The organism is Streptomyces sp. TSRI0281 (assembly GCF_001905125.1).
Classification (GTDB): domain Bacteria; phylum Actinomycetota; class Actinomycetes; order Streptomycetales; family Streptomycetaceae; genus Streptomyces.
The window spans coordinates 556,291-576,414 of record NZ_LWLE01000023.1 but is presented as its reverse complement, the minus strand read 5'-3'; the positions used below and the strand labels follow the sequence as shown (position 1 = coordinate 576,414).

Sequence of the window (20,124 nt, the reverse complement as noted above, 5' to 3'; positions counted from 1 at the left end):
GGGTGCCGTGCCACCCGAACGGCTCAGCGGGCGCGTCCGGCGCGACCCCTCTGCCCGACGCCGTCGTTGTCCTCAACAGCTCGCGCACACGGCAACGTTGGGAGAACGTCCATGCACCGGTCCGCCTATGAACAGATGGAACTCTGCGTCGAGGAGTATCTGCCCACGTCGCGCAGGCACCGCGTCGTCGATCTCGGCTCGCGCGTCTCCGACCGGCAGACCCGTACCCACAAGGGGCTGCTCGCCGCCCACGACATCGACTACTTCGGTGTCGACGTGCTCGACGGACCCAATGTCGACGCCGTGATGGCCCGCCCGTACCGCATCCCCGCCAAGTCCAACAGCGCCGACGCCGTCCTCTCCGGCCAGGCGTTCGAGCACATCCCGTTCTTCTGGGCGACGATGCTGGAGATCGCCCGGGTCCTGAAGCCCGGCGGCTACGCCTTCATCACCGCGCCCTCGCGCGGGCACGCCCATGACGCCCAGGACTGCTGGCGCTACTACCCCGACGGCTTCCGCGCCCTGGCCGCGCACTCCCGGCTCGAACTCTGCGAGGCGTACACGGACTTCCCGCCGCGCAAGGGCATCTGGCACGACTACCGGGCCATCGACAAGAAGGCCGCCTACTGGGGCGACTCGGTGGGCGTCTTCCGCAAGCCGCGGCGCTACCCCCGGCTGACCATGTTCGCCGTACGGGAGTTGGCCGTCTGGTGGGCCAACCGGGTCGGCGGCGTCGACGGCATCCCGCTGCCCAGCCCGCTGGCGGGCCGCGAGCAGTGCGGACGCCCCAAGGCGGCTCCGGAGAGCCTGCCCGCGGCTCTCCCCGACGGCGTACCGGCCCAGGCAGCACCCGAGGACGCTCCCGCGCGGGACGGGGCCGGCTCCTCGCCCTCCGGGGCAACCGGCGCAAATCAATAGCAGGTTGACGAAAAGTGACATGAGCCGCAAACCGCGCGTACTGTCCGGGGGCATGGCTTGGCGCAACGCCGTCAACGGCGTCCTTCAGCAGCTCACCGGATATCAGCTCAGGCGCGCGACGGTGCCCGCCGCCCGCACCGCCCCGGCGGAACCGGCCCCCGCACCCGCCGCGGCCCGGACGGAAGCGGCCCCCGAACCGAAGCCGAAGCCGAAGCCGAAGGCCGGACCGCAGTTCCCGGCGGATTACGACGACGAGGCGAAGGACATCATCAGTGCGGTCAAGCCGTACTCGATGACCTCCCCCGAACGGCTCAACGCCCTCATCCTGGCGACCCGCCACATCGTCCGGCACGACATCCCCGGCGACATCGTCGAGTGCGGTGTGTGGCGCGGCGGGTCCATGCAGGCCTGCGCGAAGACCCTGCTGTCGCTCGGCGAGACCGAGCGCGAGCTCTACCTCTTCGACACGTACGAGGGCATGACCCCGCCCACGGCGGAGGACCTGCGGCGCGACGGCAGGTCGGCGCAGGAACTGCTCGACGCCCAGGGCAAGGACCGGCCGATCTGGGCGGTGGCCTCGCTGGAGGACGTCCGGGCGGGCTTCGAGACCGTTCCGTACCCGAAGAACCGCATCCACTACGTGCAGGGCATGGTCGAGGACACCCTTCCGGCGAACGCCCCGGAGCAGATCTCGATCCTGCGCCTGGACACCGACTGGTACGCGTCGACCAGGCACGAGCTGGAGCACCTCTACTCGCGGCTGGTGAGCGGGGGTGTGCTGCTCATCGACGACTACGGCTACTGGCAGGGATCGCGGCAGGCCGTCGACGAGTTCCTGGAGAAGACCGGCGAGCAGCTGTTGCTGCTGCGCATGGACGAGGGCCGGATCGCCGTCAAGCCCTGACGTCCGGACCCCTGAGCGATCTCCGCAGTCGAAACGAGCCCCGTCCCCTTCCCGGTGCGGGGCTCGGCCGCGTCACCGTGGCCGCCGCCCGGTCCGGCGCGCCCTCCTCGGCGTGTCACCCGTATGGCTCCGATCGGGTGACCAGGCCACGCGGCGAAGGTTGTTACCCCGTAGACCACTTGATGTCGTCCGTCCGGAAGGATCGTGCGCAGCGATGGCACCCCGTCTCACCGTCGTCGTCCCCCTCTACAACGTCGAGGAGTATCTCGGTGCCTGCCTGACCTCGCTCGCCGAACAGACCCTGCCGGACCTGGAGGTCGTCATGGTCGACGACGGCTCCACCGACGGCAGCGGGCGCGTCGCGGAGGAGTTCGCGGCGCGGGACCCGCGCTTCCGGCTGATCCGGCAGGAGAACGGGGGACTCGGCGCCGCACGCAACGCCGGGGTCCGTGAGGCCGGGAGCGGCGGGGAGTTCCTGGCGTTCGTCGACAGCGACGACCTCGTGCCGCCCGGCGCGTACGAGCGGATGATCGCCGAACTCGACCGCTCCGGCTCCGACTTCGCCACCGGCAATGTGCTCCGGATGCGGGCGAACGGGGCGCTCGAACAGTCCCCGATGTTCCGCAGGCCGATGGAGAAGGCCCGTCCCGGCACCCATGTCACCCGCGACTGGATCCTGCTCGGCGACCGTATCGCCTGCAACAAGGTGTTCCGCAGATCCTTCTGGGACGAGCACGCCTTCGCCTTCCCGTCCGGCGTGCTGTACGAGGACATCGCCGTCGTGCTGCCCGCCCACTTCCTGGCCCGCGCGGTCGATGTCGTCGAGGAGCCCGTCTATCACTGGCGGGACCGCGACGGGTCGATCACCAGCCGCCGCGCCGTGCCCAGGGGCATCCGCGACCGGGTCACCGCCGTGAGCACGGTCAGCCGGTTCCTCGCGGACCGGGAACTGCGCGACGCCAAGCGGAAGTACGACGCCCACGCGCTCTCGGGCGACCTGTGGCTGTTCATCGAGGCGCTGCCGGACGGGGACGCCGCGTTCCACGAAGCCTTCCTCGAACACGCCAACGCCTTCGCCGCCACCGTCGAACCGGGCGTACTCGCCGGGCTGCCGCTGCAGCTGCGGGTCAAGTGGCAGCTCATCCGCGAACGCCGGATGCCGGAACTCCTCGCCCTGCTCGCCGACGAGAAGGCCGACCGCGACGCCTTCCATGTACGCGGACGTCTGCGGCCCCATGCCCAGTACCCCTCCGTACAGGGCCCGTTGCCGTCCTCCGTCACCGCCCTGACCGCACCGGACCTCCCCGTGCACGCCCATCTCACCGAGGCGGTGTGGAAGGACGGGCTGTTGCGCCTCACCGGGTACGCCTACGTCCGCAACGCGCCGGGACGGTCGGCCGGAACCGGCTGGCTGCGGTCCGGGCGGCGGCTGATCCCGCTGCGGGTGCGGTCCGCGCCCACGGACGAGGCCGCCGCCCGCTCCGGCCGTTCGCTGCACCGCTACGAGCGCTCCGGGTTCGAAGCCGTCATCGACCCGCGCCGCCTCGCCGCCAAGGGGGCGGGGCGCGGCGGTCGCACCACGTGGAAGCTGGAGTCGGTCGTTCTCGGCGCCGGGCGGCCCCGGCGCGGACCGATGCGGCTGCTCGGGAACCCGGCCCCGCCCGCCATCGTCCACACCGACGAGCGCACCCGTATCGTCCCCGTCCTGTCCGGCAACAAGCTGGAGCTGCGTACCGAGCGCGTCGACGCCCTCCTCATCGCCCAGAGCGCGGTCGCCGGGGCGGTACGCCTGGAGGTGAAGGTCCTCGGCGACGGCGGACCGGTAGCCCTGCGCATCCAGGAGTGGCGCACCAAGGAGACGCGGGAATTCGCCCTGCGGGGAACGCCCGCCTCGCGCGTCGCCGACATCCCGCTCAGCGCCTTCCGGGGATGCGACGACGTCTGGGGCGTGCAACTGGTCGGCGGAAAGGGCCGGTTGACCGTCGCGGCCCGGCCGGACGGTGCGGAGGGGCGGTATCCGCTGCCCGGCGGCCGTGAGCTGTACGCGGCCGCCAACCCGTCCGGCGACCTGGTCCTCACCGACCGGGCCGTGCAGCCCGTGGTCACCTCGCTCACCTGGTCGGATGCCGGGCAGCTCGTCATCGAGGGCGCGTACCCGGAACGGCCCGGCCGCGCCCACGAGCTGGTCCTGCGGCACGGCGGACACCAGGAGGAGGCCGTCCTCGCGGTGCACGGCACACCGGGCGCGGGGGCGGACGGCGCCGCGGACGCTTCCGGGTTCCGTGCCGTGCTCGCTCCCGACGCCGTCGAGGGGCCGGGAGGTACGCTCCCGCTCGCCGAGGGCCGCTGGGACCTCTTCCTCCGCGAGCCGGGCGAGAGCGACCCGGAGCGGTACCGGCCGGTCCGCGTGCGGCCGACGCTGCACACCGCCCTCCCGCTCCACCGCGAGGCGGGCGGCCGGCGCTTCACCCTCCGGCGGCGCCTCCACGACCGGCTCGCCCTGGAGTCCGGCAGCGCCCTGCCCGTCCGGGAACGGGGGGCGTACGGGCAGCGGCGGCAGCGCGAGCGGTACGCCGCACTGCGCGCGGGCGGCGCCGGACTGCTCCCGGCCGTCCTGTACTCCAGCTTCGACGGGCGCCAGTACTCCGACTCGCCCCGCGCGATCCACCAGGAGCTGGCCGGCCGCGACTCCGGCATCGAACACCTCTGGGTCGTACGCGACCAGCAGGCCGCGGTCCCCGCCGGGGTCCGCGCCGTCACCCTGCACAGCGCCGAGTGGTACGAGGCCCTGGCCCGCAGCCGCTGGATCGTCACCAATACCCAGCTGCCCGAATGGTTCGAGCGGGCCGAGGGCCAGTTCGTCGTCCAGACCTGGCACGGCACCCCGCTCAAGCGCATCGGCCGCGACCTCGCGGGCACCCCGAACGCCGACGCCGCCTATATGGCGTCGATGCCCGCACGCGCTGCCCAGTGGAGTGTGCTCGTCTCCCCGAACAGCTTCTCCACCCCCGTCATGCGCCGCGCCTTCGGGCACACCGGCGAGGTCCTGGAGTGCGGCTACCCGCGCAACGACCTCCTGTACGCGCCCGACCGGGGGAAGGTCGCCGCCGCCGTACGGGAACGGCTCGCGATCCCCGACGACAAGCGGGTCGTCCTGTACGCGCCCACCTGGCGGGAGGACCGGCCCAAGCGGGGCGGCCGGTACGAGCCCGATCTCCCCCTCGACCCGGACCTGGTACGGCAGGCCCTCGGCGACGATCACGTACTCCTCGTACGGCGCCACTACCTCGTCGGCGGCAGCGTTCCGCAGGACGACTTCGTCCGCGACGTCTCGCGCTACCCGGACGTCACCGAGCTGATGCTGATCAGCGACTGCCTGGTCACCGACTACTCCTCCCTGATGTTCGACTTCGCGCAGACCGGCCGGCCGATGCTCTTCCACACCCATGACCTGGAGCACTACCGCGACACCCTGCGCGGCTTCTGCTTCGACTTCGAGAGCCGGGCCCCCGGACCGCTGATCCCCACGTCGGACGGCGTGGTGGAGGCCCTGCGCGATCCCGAGTCCGCCACCGCGGCCCACCGGGGGGCCTACGACCGGTTCCGCGAGGCGTTCTGCGACCTCGACGACGGCACCGCGGCCGCCCGCGTCGCCGACCTGATGCTCAAGGGGGAGCAGGCGTGAGCGACTTCAGCTGTGTGGTCACCGAGGGCGGTGGGACAGCGGCGCTGCGGTCCTCCGTGGAGTCCGTACTCGGCCAGTCCCTGCGCGCCTGCGAGGCCGTCGTGGTCCTCGCGGCGGACGGCGACGCCGCCTCCCGTGCCGCCGCCGAGGCGCTGGCCGCAAGCGCGGGAGGCCGGGTCCGGACGATCGTCGCCGAACCGGGGGAGCGCTCCCCCGGGGCGCTGCGCAACGCCGGTCTGGACGTGGCCTCCGGCCGGTACGTCCTGGTGCTCGGTACGGGCGAACAGCTCCAGCGGCACGCCTGCCGCAATCTGTGGGAGGCCGGTGAGCGCACCCGCGCCGATCTGGTCGCCGGGCGCTGGAGCCGGATCACCGCGGAGGGCGGCAAGGAGCAGGAGCCGCCCTGGCAGGAGGCACTGTACGAGCGCTCCCGCACCGTCGGCCGCTTCACCGAGGCACCCGAACTGACCGTCAGGGACGCCCTGGTGACCGGCTTCTGCCTGCGCCGGGAGGCCGTGGAGCGGCACGGTCTGCGGTACGAGGAGGACCTCGGCCACAGCGAGGTGCTCTTCGGCCCGGTGGCCGCCGCCTCGGTGGGCCGGATCGCCCTCGTCCGCCGGATGATCGTGACCGGGCGGGCCGCGCCCGACCGGGGCCGGGACCTCGCCGCGGCGGTGCGGGCGCACCGCCGCGTCGGCGACCTGCTGGCGGGGTGGGGGCTGCACGGGCTGCGGGAGGAGCGGGAGCGGGCCTTCGCACGCGACCATCTGGTGCCGCTGGTCCGGACGTTCCCGCGACTGCGCGCCGACGAGCGGGAGCGGGTCGCCGCAGCCGCCGCCCGTGCCCTGACCGGCCCGGTCCCGGCGGACCTGCCACCGCTCGAACTGGTCGCCGTACATCTGCTGGCACGGGGAGACGCGGAGGGGCTGCTCACGGCGGCGTACGCGCTGAGCCGGCCCGGCACGGTGGCCGCCCCGCTCACCGCGGGCGAGGACGGGCGGGTGCACTGGAAGGTCCCCGCCGCGGACGCGGCCGACACCGGACCGGACGAGACCCCCGGCGCGGCTCCCGGAAGCGGCCGGGACGAGACCCCTGGCGCCGCTCCCGGAAGCGGCCCGGACGAGACCCCCGGCGCGGGCGTCCCTTCCCGGGGCGGTCCCGAAGAGCCCCGTTCCGGCGCGGAGGCCGTGAGCGTCGACGTCAGCGAACTCGGCCACCAGCACCGCGTGTTCGGCGAACTCCGCCTCATGAACCGGCTCACGCGGTGCACCGCCGACGCGGGTCACCTGTTGCTCGAAGGGCGCCTCGTCCTGCCCGCGCATGCCGGCCCCGATCCCGAACTGCCCCTCACGGCCCGGCTGGAGTTCCGGGTACGGGACGGCTTCCGCGCCTTCGTCCTCCCCGTCGACGAGCTGCGGCGCGAGGCCACCGGGATCGTCTGGCGGACCCGCGCGGACCTGACCGGGGTCCTGCGGCCGTTCGGCGCGCGCGACACGGTGTGGGACGCCCGGATGACCGTGGAGGCGGGTGGCGCGCGGTCCGTCAGCGACCTCTTCGCCCCGCAGGACCTCGTGGGCGGGGCGGACGGCACCGGCCGTCTCCCCGCCCGTCCCCGGCTCGGCCGCCTCGCCGGGGACACCTGGCAGCCCTACATCACGCTCAAGGACCACCTGGCACTCCGGCTCCTCGCCCGCCGCCGCCCCGCCCGCCTGCTGCGCCGCCTGGTCCACTACGCCACGCACTTCCGCCCCGCCCGCAACGCGAAGCTCCTCCGGCGCGCCCTGCGCAAGCGGCTCGACCGCTACCGCTCCCGGGGATTCAAGGCGCCCGTCTACAACACCTGGCTCCGCCGCCTGCCGATGCGCAGGGGGTCCGTCGTCTTCGAGAGCCATATGGGCAAGTGCTACGGCGACAGTCCGCGCGCCCTCCACGAGGAGATCCGCAGACAGGGACTGAGGCTGCACTCCACCTGGTCCTACGAGGACTCCCCGACCGGCTTCCCGGGCGACGCGCGGCTCGTGCGGCGCTGGTCGTGGCAGTATCTGTGGGCGCTCGCCCGTGCCGAGTACTGGGTCGACAACCAGGGCTTCCCGCAGCACCTGCGCAAGCCCGCCCGCACCACGTACCTCCAGACCTGGCACGGCTCCGCGTACAAGCGCATGGGCTTCGACGAGACCCGCGTACGGATGCAGAACGCACCCCTGCGCCACCGGCTCCAGCAGGCCGTGCACCGCTTCGACCACTTCCTCGTCCGCTCCGAGCACGATGTGCGCACCCTGGCCCGCGCCTACCGGCTCCCCGAGGAGCGGCTGCTGCGGACCGGCTACCCGCGCAACGACGCCCTGTTCGCGGCACGGGCCCGAGACGAGGCCGGGGGAAGGCTGCCGCGCCCGCCGCTCGCCGAGGCACTCGGGCTGCCCGACCACAAGAAGGTCATCCTGTACGCGCCGACCTTCCGGGGCGGCCCCGGAACGTACCGTAAGCGTCGCCTGCCGTTGGACATCGCACGGTTCACCGAGCGCTTCGGCGACGAGTACACCCTGCTCGTGCGGGCGCACTACCTGGAGGCCGCGAAGCTTCCCGGCTGCCCGCCCGGCACCGTGGTGGATGTCTCGCGCCATCACGACACCGGGGAACTCCTCGCGCTCGCCGATGTGCTGATCACCGACTACTCGTCGATCATGTTCGACTTCGTGCTGCTCGACCGGCCGGTCGTCCTGTTCGCCCCCGATCTCGACACCTACGCGGCCACCCGGGGCAGCTACTTCGACCTCCGGAGGAAGGCGCCGGGCCCGGTGACGGAGACGGAGGACGAACTGTTCGCCGTACTGGCGAACCTGAAGGAGACCGACACGGAGTACGCCGGGGCGCGGAGCGCCTTCGCCGCCGAGTTCGGCGGCTACGACCTGGGCGACGCCGCCCGGCAGGTCGTCGGCCGGGTGTTCGCCCGGTACGCCACGAGCCACCAGGAGGCCGGTCGATGAGCCGCGACGTCTTCATCGTCTCCAACAGCACCGACGAACTCGGCGGGGTCACCGGCTGGATGCACCAGACCGCCCGGCTCCTCGCACGCCAGGGCCACCGGGTGCACACCGTCGGCATCCACGCCGCCGAGCTGAGGATGGCCCTGCCCACGCCGCCCGACTACCCGGTCACCGCCCTGTACCCGGCCCACCCGCCGACCCCCTGGACGCCCCGGGGCGTCGGGGACCGCTTCCGGCTCCCGTCCCGGCGGAGGGAAGCGGTACGGGCGGCCGAGAAGCGGCGCGCGGTGCGGCGGCTCTCGGAGCTGTTCCGCACCGCACGGCCCGGCGCCGTGGTGATCGTCACCCAGGTATGGGCGATGGAATGGGTCGGCGAGGCCGACACCACCGGGCTGCGGGTGATCGGGATGAGCCATGAATCCTACGACTACTCCCGCGCGAGCCACCGCTACCGCTGGATCAAGAAGCACTACAGCGACCTCGACCACTGGCTCGTCCTCACCGAGGAGGACGCCGACATCTGGGCGGGCGAGGGCATGAACAACGTCGGTTTCCTGCCCAACGCCCTGTCCGCACTGCCCGAGGTGCCGTCCCCGCGCAGTGCGCGGACCGTGGCGAGCATCGGCAGGCTCTGCGACCAGAAGGGCATCGACATGCTCCTCGACACCTGGGCCCTGGTCGCCCCCGAACGCCCCGACTGGCAGCTGCGCGTGTACGGCGCGGGCGAGGACGAGGCCGAACTGAGGGCGCGGTGCACGGCGTTGGAGCTGGACGGCTCCGTGCACTGGATGGGCCGCACGGACGATGTGGCGGGCGCCCTCGCGGACGCCTCCGTCTTCGTCCAGTCCTCGCGCGGCGAGGGCTTTCCGCTGGCGCTGCTGGAGGCGATGGCCAGCGGGGTGCCGTGTGCCGCGTTCGACTGCGCGCCCGGGGTGCGCGAGATCGTCCGGGACGGCGAGGACGGGCTGCTGGCGCCCGCCGGGGACAGCGCCGGACTCGCCGACCGGCTGCTGCGGCTGACCGGGAACCCGCGGCTGCGGGACGCGATGGGCAACCGGGCGCGGGTCAATGTGCAGCGGTTCTCCGAGACGGAGATCCTGCGGCGCTGGGAGGAGCTGTTCGCGTTCCTGGAGCGCTGAGACACCGGGAGGAACCGCCGGAGGGAACCCGGCGGGGGCGCGGGCCCGTTCTCAGTTGCTGAGGAACTCCCGGGCCGTCCCCTGCGCGGGCACGCCCCGGCTCGCGGGCCGCCGCTGCTTGACCGGTACCGGCAGCGGCAGCCCGGCCGTCTCGCCCAGGAAGAGCCGCCGCACCACCCGCTCGGCGGCGTACCCGTCGTCGTACGGACAGAACCTCGCCCGGAAGGCCGCCCGCAGCTCCGCGGAGCGGGCACCGCGCCAGTGGTCCGTGGAGAAGACGTCGAACAGCTCGTCCTGGCTGTGCGCCACGGTGCCGGGCGGGAAGGAGGGCAGGTCGAAGTAGGTGCCGCGGGCCGCCTCGTACGCCTGGCTGTCGTCGAGGTGGATGACGACCGGCCGGTCGAGATTGACGTAGTCGAACATCAGCGACGAGTAGTCCGTGATGAGCGCGTCCGAGGCGAGGGCGAGCGTCTCGACCGACGGATGGCCGGTGACGTCGATGATCCGAGGATGCGCGGTACGGCTGCCCGCCGGGGCGGGGCCGTACAGATAGTGCGAGCGGGTCAGGATCACGAACTGCGGTCCCAGGACCCGCAGGAGCCGTTCCAGGTCGAGGGCGGGGTGCTGGGCGCGCCGGTAGTCGCGGTGCGTCGGGGCGTACAGGAGGGCCGTGCTGCCGGCCGGGACCGACAGCGACTCGCGCAGCCGGGCCACCTGGGCCGCGCTCGTACGGTGGTAGACGTCGTTGCGCGGGGAGCCGTACTCCAGCGTTGTGTACGCGGACGGGTAGCACCGCTCCCACACGAGCGTGGAGTGCCGGTTGGCCGACAGGGAGAAGTCCCACTTGTCGGTGTTGCGCAGCAGCTGCTCGAAGTCCGTGTCACGGGCCGCCGCCGGACGGTCCAGGAGATCGGTGCCCATGGTCTTCAGCGGGGTCCCGTGGTGGGTCTGGAGCAGGATCTGGCCGCGCCGCTTCACCAGCCGCCGGTCGAAGTTGACGTTGTTCACCAGGTACTTGGAGCGGGCGAGCGCCGTCCAGTAGCCGAAGGTGCCCGGGGTGAGCCGGCGCGTGGCGGTCGGCACGGTGTGGGCGTCGGCGGGACGGCAGATCCAGGCGGTCCGCAGCCCCGGGACCAGCTCGCGGGCCTTCGCCTCGATGGCCGCCGGGCTGCACGCGTACCCACGGTTCCAGTACGCGGCGAACACCGCGTCCCGGGAGCGGACCGGCAGCCGGAGCTGTACGCGGTAGTGCGCCTGGAGCACGGCCCCGCGCACCACCCGGCGCACGGCCGCCGAGCCCCGCCGCAGCCTGCCGCGCAGCCGCTGTGCCGCCCACAGCGTCCGGTACGTGCGGTGGGCGCCGAGCCGGAACAGGCCGTGCCGCAGCCGGGCGCGGAGCGGGACGGGGGCGCCGGGGGTGCGGTAGCGGTGACAGTGCTCACGGGCGCGGCGGAAGAACGCGGCGCGGCTGCCGCGCGGCAGCCTGCCGTGCGAGGTGAACAGTGTGGAGAAGTGGTCGAGCATCCGGCGGAACATCGCCGGCCGCCACACGGCGAGTTCGGGGCGCGCGTCGATGAACGCGAAGACCCGGTCGTACTGGTCGAAGACGTCGAAGTGCCGCTCGCTGGTGGTGGAGAGGATGTTGCCGCGGCGGCGCTGCCGGTAGGAGACGCAGATCCGGTCCAGGACCGCGATCGATCCGGCGGCCATCAGCACCGGATAGGTCCAGGGGGTGTCCTCGTAGTAGCCGGGCGGGAAGGTGAAGCCCTCCGCCTGGACGAACTCGCGGCGGTACGCCTTGTTCCAGACCACCATCAGGACCTTGAGCAGCTCGGGGCGGTCGGCGAGCCGGAAGGTGGCGGGGCCGCACTCGGCGAGGGGGGCGGGGTACGCGCTGCGGACGCGCTCGCCGGACCAGTACGTGCGTGCGTAGTCGTAGACCAGCACATCGGGCCCGCCGGTCGCGTCGAGCCGGTCGGCGATGGCCTGCAGGGACTCCGGTTCGAGCGTGTCGTCGCCGTCGAGGAAGAGCAGGTAGTCCCCGGCGGCCCGGGAGACACCGGCGTTGCGGGCCGGGCCCAGACCGGCGTTGCGGGGCAGATGGAGCGCGGTGACCCGGTGGTCCCGGCCGCTGTACTCGTCGGCGATCGGACCGCAGGCGTCCGGCGAGCAGTCGTCCACCACGATGATCTCGTAGTCCTTGAAGGACTGGTTCAGCACGGAGTCCAGGCACTCGTGCAGATACGCCTGGACCCGGTACGCGGGCACGATGACACTGAACCGGGGCACTACACATCCAGGGGTCGTTCGCGGGGTTGCAGGTGGCCCGCAAACGGCCGAAGGAGTGACCTGGTTACGCCATACGCGGCATTCGGGGGACGCGCACGGCGAAGCGGCCCGGTTCCGGGGAGCCGGGCCGCTCGGTGTTGACGTACAGCCGTGCGGGGGCGGTTACTTGACCCCGCCCGCCATGACGCCGGAGACGAACTGCCGCTGGAAGGCGAAGAACACGACCAGCGGGATCACCATCGACACGAAGGCGCCGGGCGCCAGCACGTCGATGTTGTTGCCGAACTGGCGTACCTGCTGTTGCAGGGCGACGGTGATCGGTGGCGAATCGGAGTCCGCGAAGATCAGCGCGACCAGCATGTCGTTCCACACCCACAGGAACTGGAAGATCCCGAGCGAGGCGATCGCCGGACCGCCCAGCGGCATCACGACCCGGGTGAAGAGCCGGATCTCACCCGCTCCGTCGAGCCGTGCGGCCTCCAGCAGTTCGCGCGGGATCTCCGCGAAGAAGTTCCGCAGGAGGAAGATCGCGAACGGCAGGCCGAAGGCCGTGTGGAACAGCACCACGCCCAGCGTCGTCTCGAAGATCCCGATGGTGCCGAAGAGCTCGGACACCGGGATCAGGGCGACCTGTACGGGCACCACCAGCAGCCCGACGACCAGCAGGAACCACCAGTCGCGGCCGGGGAAGTCCATCCAGGCGAAGGCGTATCCGGCCAGCGAGCCGATCACCACCACCAGGACGGTGGACGGGACCGTGATCATCACCGTGCTGAACAGGGAATCGGTGATCGTCGAATTGTCCAGCAGGCGCTGGTAGTTGTCGAAGGTCATCTCGGACGGGGCGGTGAAGACCTTCCACCAGCCGGTCGCCGCGATGTCGTCCGCCCCGCGCAGCGAGGAGAGCAGCAGGCCGATCGTCGGCATCAGCCAGAACAGGGCCACCAGCAGGAGGACGACCCGCATGACGCCGCCGCCCGCACGCGTCGCCAGCCGTGCGCCGAGGGACCGCTTCTTCGTCGCGGCCGTGGTTGTCGCGCTCATCGGCGCCCCTCCTTTCGTATCCGGCGGATGTTGCTGTGTTCTCCCGGGGGACAGCCCCCGTACCCCCGGCCGGGGGGCGGTGTCAGGTCGACCGGACCCTTCATCGGCGCCCCTCCTTCCGTATCCGGCGGATGTTGAACAGCATCACCGGGATGACCAGCAGCAACAGCAGTACGGCGATGGCGCTGCCGATGCCCAGGTCCGCGTCCGTGCCGAACGAGGACCGGTACAGCTGGAGCGCCAGCACATTCGCGTCGTCCTGGGAGGAGCCCGGCGCGATGATGAAGACCAGGTCGAAGACCTTCAGGACGTTGATCATCAGCGTGACCAGCACCACCGCGAGGACCGGGGCGAGCATCGGCACGGTGATCCGGCGGAACACCTGCCACTCGTTGGCACCGTCCACCCGCGCCGCTTCGAGGAGTTCACGCGGCAGTCCCGCCAGGCCCGCGGCGATGAGCACCATCGCGAACCCGGCCCACATCCATACGTAACTGCCGATGATCCCGGGCGTCACCAGGGACGGGCCGAGCCAGTCGACACCGTTGTACGGTTCCCTGAAGTTGTCTGCCGGGAGCCGGAGTTGGGCTCCGTCGGCCGAGGCGGGCAGCGTGAACACGCCGTTCGCCCCGGCCGTCGCGGTGGCGACGACCTTGCCGTCCTTGACCGCTTCGACCTTGATGCCCTTGAGACCGAGCTCCTTCGGGTCGACGACATTGGGTTTGCCGCCGCCGCCCCGGGTGAAGTCCAGCCACGCGGTTCCGGTGATCTCCCCGCCCGACGCCGTGGGCGCCTTCGCGGGCTGTGCGTCGCCCGGCATCTTCGCCGGGGCCACGCCGACCAGCGGCAGCATCGCCGGCTGCCCCGCCCGCACCGGGTCCTTCGTGATGAACGATCCGGCGCCGCCCGGCTTCAGCGGATGCACGGGCAGCGGATGCGCCTTCGGGAAGCCCGCCGACTCGTTGAACGTGTCGTGCACTCCGACCCAGACGGCGTTGGCGACACCGCGCTCCGGGGCCTGGTCGTACACCAGACGGAAGATGATGCCCGCGGCGAGCATCGAGATCGCCATCGGCATGAAGACGATCAGCTTGAACGCCGTGCCCCAGCGGATGCGCTCGGTCAGCACCGCGAAGATCAGGCCCAGCGCGGTGGAGACCGTCGGGGCGAGCACGACCCAGATCGCGTTGTTCTTCACCGCCGTGCGGATGGTGCCGTCCGTGAACAGCGCCTTGTAGTTGTCGAAACCGGCGAACGCCGTGCCCGCTTGGTCGAAGAACGACCGGTAGACGGAGTACACGATCGGATAGACCACGAGCGCGCCGAGCAGCACCAGGGCGGGCAGCAGGAACGCCGCCGCGAGGAGCTTGCGGGTACCGGTCACGCTCCGGCGGGGTTTGTCCGGTGGGGGGGTGTGTGGGCTCTTGTCGGCGGGGGACGCCGCTGCGGCGTCCCCCGCGGTAGCTGTCGTCACCGCGTCAGCTCTTGTACGCCTTGGCCGCGTCGGACTCCAGTTTCGCCTGGGTCCCCGCGATGTCCTTCGGGTTCTTCAGGAAGTCCTGGAGGATCTTCCACTCGCCCTTCCCGGGCGTCCCGCCGAACGACTGCGGGGCCTGGTCGGACATGTCGAACCGGACGTCGTCACCGGCCGCGATCAGCGCCTCGGCCATCTTGCGCTGCACCTCGTTGGGGTACGCGCCGGCGTCCAGGCCCTTGTTCGGGGAGATGAACCCGCCCGCCTCGGCCCATATCCGCGCCGCGTCCGTCGAGGCCAGCCAGGTGAGCAGTGCCTGAGCGCCCTTGCTGTCCTTCAGGGCCACGGCCGCGTCGCCGCCGGTGACCACGGGGGAGTCCGTGCCGACCGCCGGGAACGGGAACACCTTGGCGTCCGTACCGACCTTGGCCTTGGTCTGCGCGATGTTGATGGAGACGAAGTCGCCCTCGAAGACCATGGCGCCCTTGGGCTGGTCGCCGCCGGTGAACGTCTGGGTGACGGACGCCGGGAACTCGGTCTGCAGCGCACCGTCGGCGCCACCCGTGATCAGGTTCGGCTTGCCGAAGAGCTGGGCCAGCGTGGTGAGCGCGTCCTTCACGGACGGGTCGGTCCACTTGATCTCGTGCTTGGCGAGTTGGTCGTACTTCTCCGGGCCCGCCTGGGAGAGATAGACATTTTCGAACCAGTCGGTGAGGGTCCAGCCGTCCGCGCCGCCGACCGAGACCGGGGTGACGCCGGAGGCGGAAACGGTCTCGGCGGTGGCCAGGAAGTCCTTCCAGGTCTTCGGCTCACTCGCGCCCGCGTTCTCGAACGCCTTGGTGTTGTACCAGATCAGGGACTTGTTGGCGGCCTTGAAGTAGACGCCGTACTGGGTGCCGTCCACCGCGCCGAGGTCCTGCCAGACCTTCGCGTAGTTCTTGGCGAGCTGCGCCTTCGCCTCGGCGCCGACCGGCTTGGCCCACTTCTTCTGCACCGCCTGCTGGACCGCGCCGACCTGCGGGATCATCGCGACGTCCGGCGGCTGACCTCCCGCGATCTTCGTACCGAGGAAGTTGACGATCGGGTCCTGCGCCGGGACGAAGGTCACCGTCGCGCCCGTGCGCTTCTCGAACTCGTCCAGCACCTTGGTGAAGTTGGCCTGCTCCGGTCCGGTCCAGACCGCGGCGACCGAGATCTTCTCACCGTTCAGTTTCGGCAACGTGACGCTCGACGGGCTCTTGCTGCCCTTCGCGGAGCCGTCGCCCGCTTTGTCCTTCCCGCCGTTGTCGTCACCGCAGCCGGTCAGCGCCAGTGCGCCTACCGCGGTGAACACCAGCGCGGCCCTACGTATCCGAAGGGTTGTGCTCATTACTGCCCCGTCTCTTCTGTACGCGCCCGACCACGTCTCTGTGCGCGGGCTACGTCGTCCGTGTCGACAGTCCTACGCCGGGCGCACGGGTGCCGCAATACCGTCCGGGGTTCCAACCGCCCTATCGTTGTGGGCTCGTGACGTCGCATCACTGCAGGGGAGGGGGTGTTTCCGCCACTTTTTCAGGAAGAGAACGGGATAAGCGGAGGGAGTCGTTCAGCGTTCACCGAACGGGCCGCGCGCTCCAGCGCACTGGCGAGCAGCGCCAGGTCCGTCGGCCCGTTGCCGAGCTCCCGCAGCGGCCGACGGGTGGGCGGATCGCCCATCCGCTCCCACTCCAGCGGTACGACGGTGGGGCGCAGGGTCGCCGTGCGGGGGATGCGGCCCGTGACCCGGCCGCCCTGGAACGGCGTCACCCGGCCGTCCGGGTGTCCCAACCGCCCACGTCCCGGCGCCGGTTCGTCCGGGGAGGGCGGCAGGACCGGCGCGTCGAGCACGATGCGCAGCCGGGCGCCGCGGGCCAGCTCCGTGTCCTCGGTGCGGTCCGGGCGGGCGGAGGTGGCGACCAGATGGACGCCGAGCCGTCCGCCGTCCCTGGCGACGGCCTCCAGCGCCCGTACGACCGAACCCGCGGCAGGGCGGCCGGGGCTGCCGAGCGCCGGGGCGACCAGGGCGTCGAAGTCGTCGGCGAGGACGACGAGCCGGGGCAGCGGGGAGGGGCCAGGGTCCATGGCCCGTACGGCGGCGGGCCGCAGTCGCAGGGTGCCGCCGGCGGGGGAGTCCAGGTCGCCGCGCTGTTCGGCGGCGCTGGGCGGACGCTGGCCCACGAGCCGCTGCGAGACCTCGTGCTGGGCGTGCCACGCGGCGAAGTCCAGCGGGCCGAGCAGCTCGGCCCGCCGCTTCAGCTCACCGCCCAACGCCTGTGCGAACTCGCGCATCCGTACGGGGTCGGACGCCATCAAATGCGTGAACACATGCGGGAGTTCCGTGCAGGGGCGCAGCCCTTCGCCACGCTCTCCGTGTTCGCCCGCGGCCCCGTCGACCAACAGGATGCCGAGCCGGTCGGGGCGGGCGGCGGAGGCGAGCGAGGCGGCCACGGCCCGCAGCAGCTCGGTGCGCCCGCTGCCCGCCGGTCCCTCGATGAGGAGGTGCGGCCCTTCGTCGGCCAGATCGACGCTGAGGGCGCCGCGCGGCCCCGCCCCGAGCACGAGCACCGGCCGCCCGGCGTAGACGGTGGCGCCCGACGCGGGCTGCGCTGCGGTCTGCGGGGCGGCGTGCGGGGCGGTCCGGGATGAGGGCTGTGGGGCGGCGTGGGGGGCGGTCCGGGACGAGGGCTGCGGGGCGGCGCTGCCGGGATACAGCGTGCGCCCGGAGCCACGGGAGTCCGTACCCGGGTAGGGCGTGCGCCCGGAGCCACGGGTGTCGGTGCCGAAGTACGGCGTGTGGTCGGAGGCGGTGCCGGGGTAAGGGGTGCGCCCCGAGCCCCGGGAGTCCGTGCCGGGATACGGCGTACCGCCCGAGCCCCGGCCGTCCGTGCCCGGATACGGCATGCGTCCTGAGCCCGTCGGTTCCGGGGCGCGGTGGTACGGGTCGTGGCCCGTGCGCTGGGCGCCCACGCGGGGGCCCGTGCTGAGGGTGCGGCCCGAGCCCGGGGTGTCGAGGTCCGACCGGGGCGCGGCGGCCGTGGGCCGGACCGTGGCGCCCGGCTGGCTCTCCGCCGTGGACGCCCAACGCGCCATCAGCGACGCCGGGGTGGCGCGGGCCAGCCCCAGCTCGTCGAGCAACCGGGCGGACGGCGGCAGGGCCGCTGCCGTCGGGCGGCCCGGCAGCGCGGCCGAGCCCTCGTCGCGCAACGGCGCCAGGGCCCGCCCGAACCGCTCGGCCCAGGCGGCCGACACCGCGTCCACCGCGGCAACCGTGCCGTGCCCCGCGACCTGGCCGCCCGCCGTGCGCAGCAACCGCAGCGCCGTCGCCACATCGCCGCTCAGCATGGCGACCGCCCCGCACTCGCGGAAGGCGATCGAGGTCTGGCACGCGGTCTCGTAGGTCGCGGTGACCGGCGACGTGGGAGACGCGGCGGGAGTCTCGGCGAGGCAGATCAGATGGATTCCGGCGGCAGCCCCCGCACCGGCCAGCCTGGCCGTGGTCTCGCGCAGCACCGAGGAACCGGGGTCGCCGTCGACGATCACCACGGTGTGCGGACCCGTATGGGCGCGGGCGGCCTCGGCCACCGCGGACCGGTCCACGCTCGGCCAGCCGGGGCCGAGCGGGCCCTCGTCCAGGCGGCGGACCAGCTCCGCCGTACGGGCCATGGCCTGCTCACGGTCGTACGCGAGGAGGAGCCGGCAGTCCTGGCCGTGCATCGGGCGCAGATGCGGCAGCCACCCCAGCCAGGCCCACTCCCGCCGCCGCTCGTCCGCGGAACGGGCCCGGTCCGTGCTGATCAGCACGATCTCCAGGTCGAACGGGGAGTGCAGCGCGGCGAGCTGCGCCACGGTCGAGCGGGCCAGACCCGCCAGCCGTTCGCGCGGTCCGGCGAGGCCGAGCGAACCGGCCTCCCGCAGCCCCACGGTCACCGGCACGGCGGGCAGCTCGGCCCGGTCGGTCGTCCCCAGCCGCACGACGAGCGCCTCCGGGTGCGCGGCGTCGCGCTCCCACAGCCGGGGTCCTGGGCCGAGCGCGGTCAGCAGCACGGCCGCCGGATCCGGCCAGGTCCCCGCGGGCGCGGAGGAGAAGGGAGAGGGAGAGGAGGAGGACGGGGAGAAGGAGGAGGGGGCGTCGAACGAGGCGTGCTCCGCGTGGGAGGACTGCGCCCGGTCCGGGGAGTCGGGTGCCGCTCTCCCCGGTGCGCCCGCGTCCGGGTCCTGTGCCGGATCGCCCTTGCCGCCGGTGAGCCGCCGGGCCCAGGCGCCTATGCCGCCGCGCCGGGGCGCCTCGCTCTCGCCGTACCGGGCGCCGCGTGCGTGCGTGGAGTGGCGCCGGACGGTGTCCGGCCCGTGCCCGTGCTCCCCGCGGCCTTCGTCGTCCTGCCGGTGCGCGTCGTGCCCCTGCGGTCCGGGATCACCGTGGGAGGGGGCCTGGCTGTAGGTGTGCCCGGAGCCGTCCGGGTCCTCGTCGCCGAAACCGCCCGCGGTGCCCGCGAAGCCGCCTCCGGCCATGGGGCCGCCCTCCGGGGCGTCGGCTTCCGCCCGAGCCACCCGCAGGTGCCCCTCACCGTCCGGCGCGGTCGCCAGCGTCGCCGTACGGGAGCCCGCGGTGAGCCGGAGCGTCGATTCGCCGAGCCGCAGCAGTGCGCCCGGGAGGAGCGGGACCGGGCGGTCGCGGACCTCCGTACCGTCCAGCGAGGTGCCGTTGGTGGAACCCAGGTCGGCGACCGAGACCCGGCCGTCCTCGGAGACCGTCACCGCGCAGTGCAGCCGGGACACGTCCGGGTCGTCGAGCGGGACGTCCGCGTCGGCCGAGCGGCCGATCCGGATCTGCCCGCCGTGCAGCAGGTGGACGCCGCCCGCGTCGGGGCCCGCGACCACATGCAGCTGCGCCGGGACGGTGTCGTCCGCCGCTTCGTCGTCACCGGGCATCTGGAGCGAGAGCACCGCGCCGTCCACCAGGGGCGGATCGCCCAGGGCGATGCGGTGCGCGTCGAGCCGTTCCCGTCCGGCGAACAGCACCACCGCTCCGCCGCCGAGAGAACTGTCGGGCCCCGAGACGGCCGCGGCCAGGCCGGAGGCGACGGCGGCGAGCGCCGTCCCGGCCGGGGCGGTGACGAGCACGTCGCAGGCGCGTGCCGGGGTCTGGCCGCTGCGCGGCGCGAGGACGGTCAGCCGGATCTGCATCGCCGTCAGCGGTCCCTTCTGCGCGGGGTGCCCGGCAGGGGAAACGCCCTGTGATGTCCCCCCGGCCGGCACGGACGCGTCGTCCGGTACAGGTCGACACGGACCGCGAGGTTCCCGACCCCATGGTTCCGTGCTGGAAGGCATCCTCGCACCTGCCACTGACAACACGCCCGGGGGCCACCTTCAAATGATCTTGAATGGCTGAGTGTGGACGTAAAAATGCCTGCTTGGGTCCGGTTCGAGCCGTCCGGGGAGATCCCGGCCGTACGCGGGGCAGCTTCATAGAACGTTTGTTCGGCAACCATCTGTCCCCTGTGTGCGTCTTCCTCCGGACACGGCAGGACACCCGCCGGGACGACTTCACGACGCGGCGGACCGAGACCGGAAGACGACCGGCCGGTGCCACCTCCGGCGGCACTAGAGTGGACCGGAACATCCGGGCGGGCCCGGGGGGACCGCAAGCACCACGATCAGCAGGGAGCGCA

At 72.6% G+C, this 20,124-nt stretch carries 10 protein-coding genes; 5 read left to right on the top strand and 5 right to left on the bottom strand.

What is annotated here, in order from left to right; translation table 11 throughout:
* Positions 1-111 precede the first annotated feature (111 nt).
* From A6A29_RS27575 to A6A29_RS27550, 5 genes are all read left to right on the top strand, one after another.
* A complete protein-coding gene (locus A6A29_RS27575; protein ID WP_073723849.1) occupies positions 112-918 on the top strand; it encodes a methyltransferase domain-containing protein in 807 nt (268 codons plus the stop codon).
* 19 nt (positions 919-937) lie between these two features.
* Positions 938-1,822 carry a TylF/MycF/NovP-related O-methyltransferase gene (locus tag A6A29_RS27570; protein WP_198953303.1) on the top strand — a complete coding sequence of 295 codons (885 nt, stop codon included), beginning with the start codon at positions 938-940 and terminating at the stop codon, positions 1,820-1,822.
* Positions 1,823-2,036: 214 nt separating this feature from the next.
* Positions 2,037-5,507, top strand: a complete 3,471-nt coding sequence (locus tag A6A29_RS27565) for a bifunctional glycosyltransferase/CDP-glycerol:glycerophosphate glycerophosphotransferase (protein WP_073723847.1) — start codon at positions 2,037-2,039, stop codon at positions 5,505-5,507.
* On the top strand, positions 5,504-8,491 hold the full coding sequence (locus A6A29_RS43435) for a CDP-glycerol:glycerophosphate glycerophosphotransferase (RefSeq protein ID WP_079183038.1): 2,988 nt from the start codon (positions 5,504-5,506) through the stop codon (positions 8,489-8,491). Before A6A29_RS27565 ends, A6A29_RS43435 begins: the two co-directional genes overlap by 4 nt.
* Positions 8,488-9,630 carry a glycosyltransferase gene (locus A6A29_RS27550; RefSeq protein WP_073723845.1) on the top strand — a complete coding sequence of 381 codons (1,143 nt, stop codon included), beginning with the start codon at positions 8,488-8,490 and terminating at the stop codon, positions 9,628-9,630. Before A6A29_RS43435 ends, A6A29_RS27550 begins: the two co-directional genes overlap by 4 nt.
* A 51-nt stretch (positions 9,631-9,681) precedes the next feature.
* Here A6A29_RS27550 and A6A29_RS27545 read toward each other — a convergent pair whose 3' ends face one another.
* From A6A29_RS27545 to A6A29_RS27525, 5 genes are all read right to left on the bottom strand, one after another.
* Positions 9,682-11,919, bottom strand: coding sequence for a bifunctional glycosyltransferase/CDP-glycerol:glycerophosphate glycerophosphotransferase (locus tag A6A29_RS27545; RefSeq protein ID WP_073723843.1), 2,238 nt, complete (start codon positions 11,917-11,919; stop codon positions 9,682-9,684).
* A 162-nt stretch (positions 11,920-12,081) separates the two neighbouring features.
* Positions 12,082-12,963: a carbohydrate ABC transporter permease gene (locus A6A29_RS27540; protein ID WP_073723841.1), complete on the bottom strand. Its 882-nt coding sequence runs from the start codon at positions 12,961-12,963 to the stop codon at positions 12,082-12,084.
* A gap of 100 nt (positions 12,964-13,063) precedes the next feature.
* Positions 13,064-14,437, bottom strand: coding sequence for a carbohydrate ABC transporter permease (locus A6A29_RS27535; protein ID WP_073723839.1), 1,374 nt, complete (start codon positions 14,435-14,437; stop codon positions 13,064-13,066).
* 4 nt (positions 14,438-14,441) lie between these two features.
* The gene (locus A6A29_RS27530) at positions 14,442-15,806 is read right to left on the bottom strand and encodes an ABC transporter substrate-binding protein (RefSeq protein WP_198953301.1); all 1,365 of its coding nucleotides are present in this window, start codon (positions 15,804-15,806) and stop codon (positions 14,442-14,444) included.
* A 182-nt stretch (positions 15,807-15,988) separates the two neighbouring features.
* Positions 15,989-19,639, bottom strand: a complete 3,651-nt coding sequence (locus tag A6A29_RS27525) for an FHA domain-containing protein (protein WP_073723837.1) — start codon at positions 19,637-19,639, stop codon at positions 15,989-15,991.
* Between the last annotated feature and the right edge of the window lie 485 nt (positions 19,640-20,124).

What these genes read in the sequence shown, in the direction of transcription:
- A6A29_RS27575 (WP_073723849.1), top strand. Translation starts at nt 112, where the DNA reads ATGCACCGGTCCGCCTATGAACAGATGGAACTCTGCGTCGAGGAGTAT.
- A6A29_RS27570 (WP_198953303.1), top strand. Translation starts at nt 938, where the DNA reads ATGAGCCGCAAACCGCGCGTACTGTCCGGGGGCATGGCTTGGCGCAAC.
- A6A29_RS27565 (WP_073723847.1), top strand. Translation starts at nt 2,037, where the DNA reads ATGGCACCCCGTCTCACCGTCGTCGTCCCCCTCTACAACGTCGAGGAG.
- A6A29_RS27550 (WP_073723845.1), top strand. Translation starts at nt 8,488, where the DNA reads ATGAGCCGCGACGTCTTCATCGTCTCCAACAGCACCGACGAACTCGGC.
- A6A29_RS27540 (WP_073723841.1), bottom strand. Translation starts at nt 12,963, where the DNA reads ATGAGCGCGACAACCACGGCCGCGACGAAGAAGCGGTCCCTCGGCGCA.
- A6A29_RS27530 (WP_198953301.1), bottom strand. Translation starts at nt 15,806, where the DNA reads ATGAGCACAACCCTTCGGATACGTAGGGCCGCGCTGGTGTTCACCGCG.
- A6A29_RS27525 (WP_073723837.1), bottom strand. Translation starts at nt 19,639, where the DNA reads ATGCAGATCCGGCTGACCGTCCTCGCGCCGCGCAGCGGCCAGACCCCG.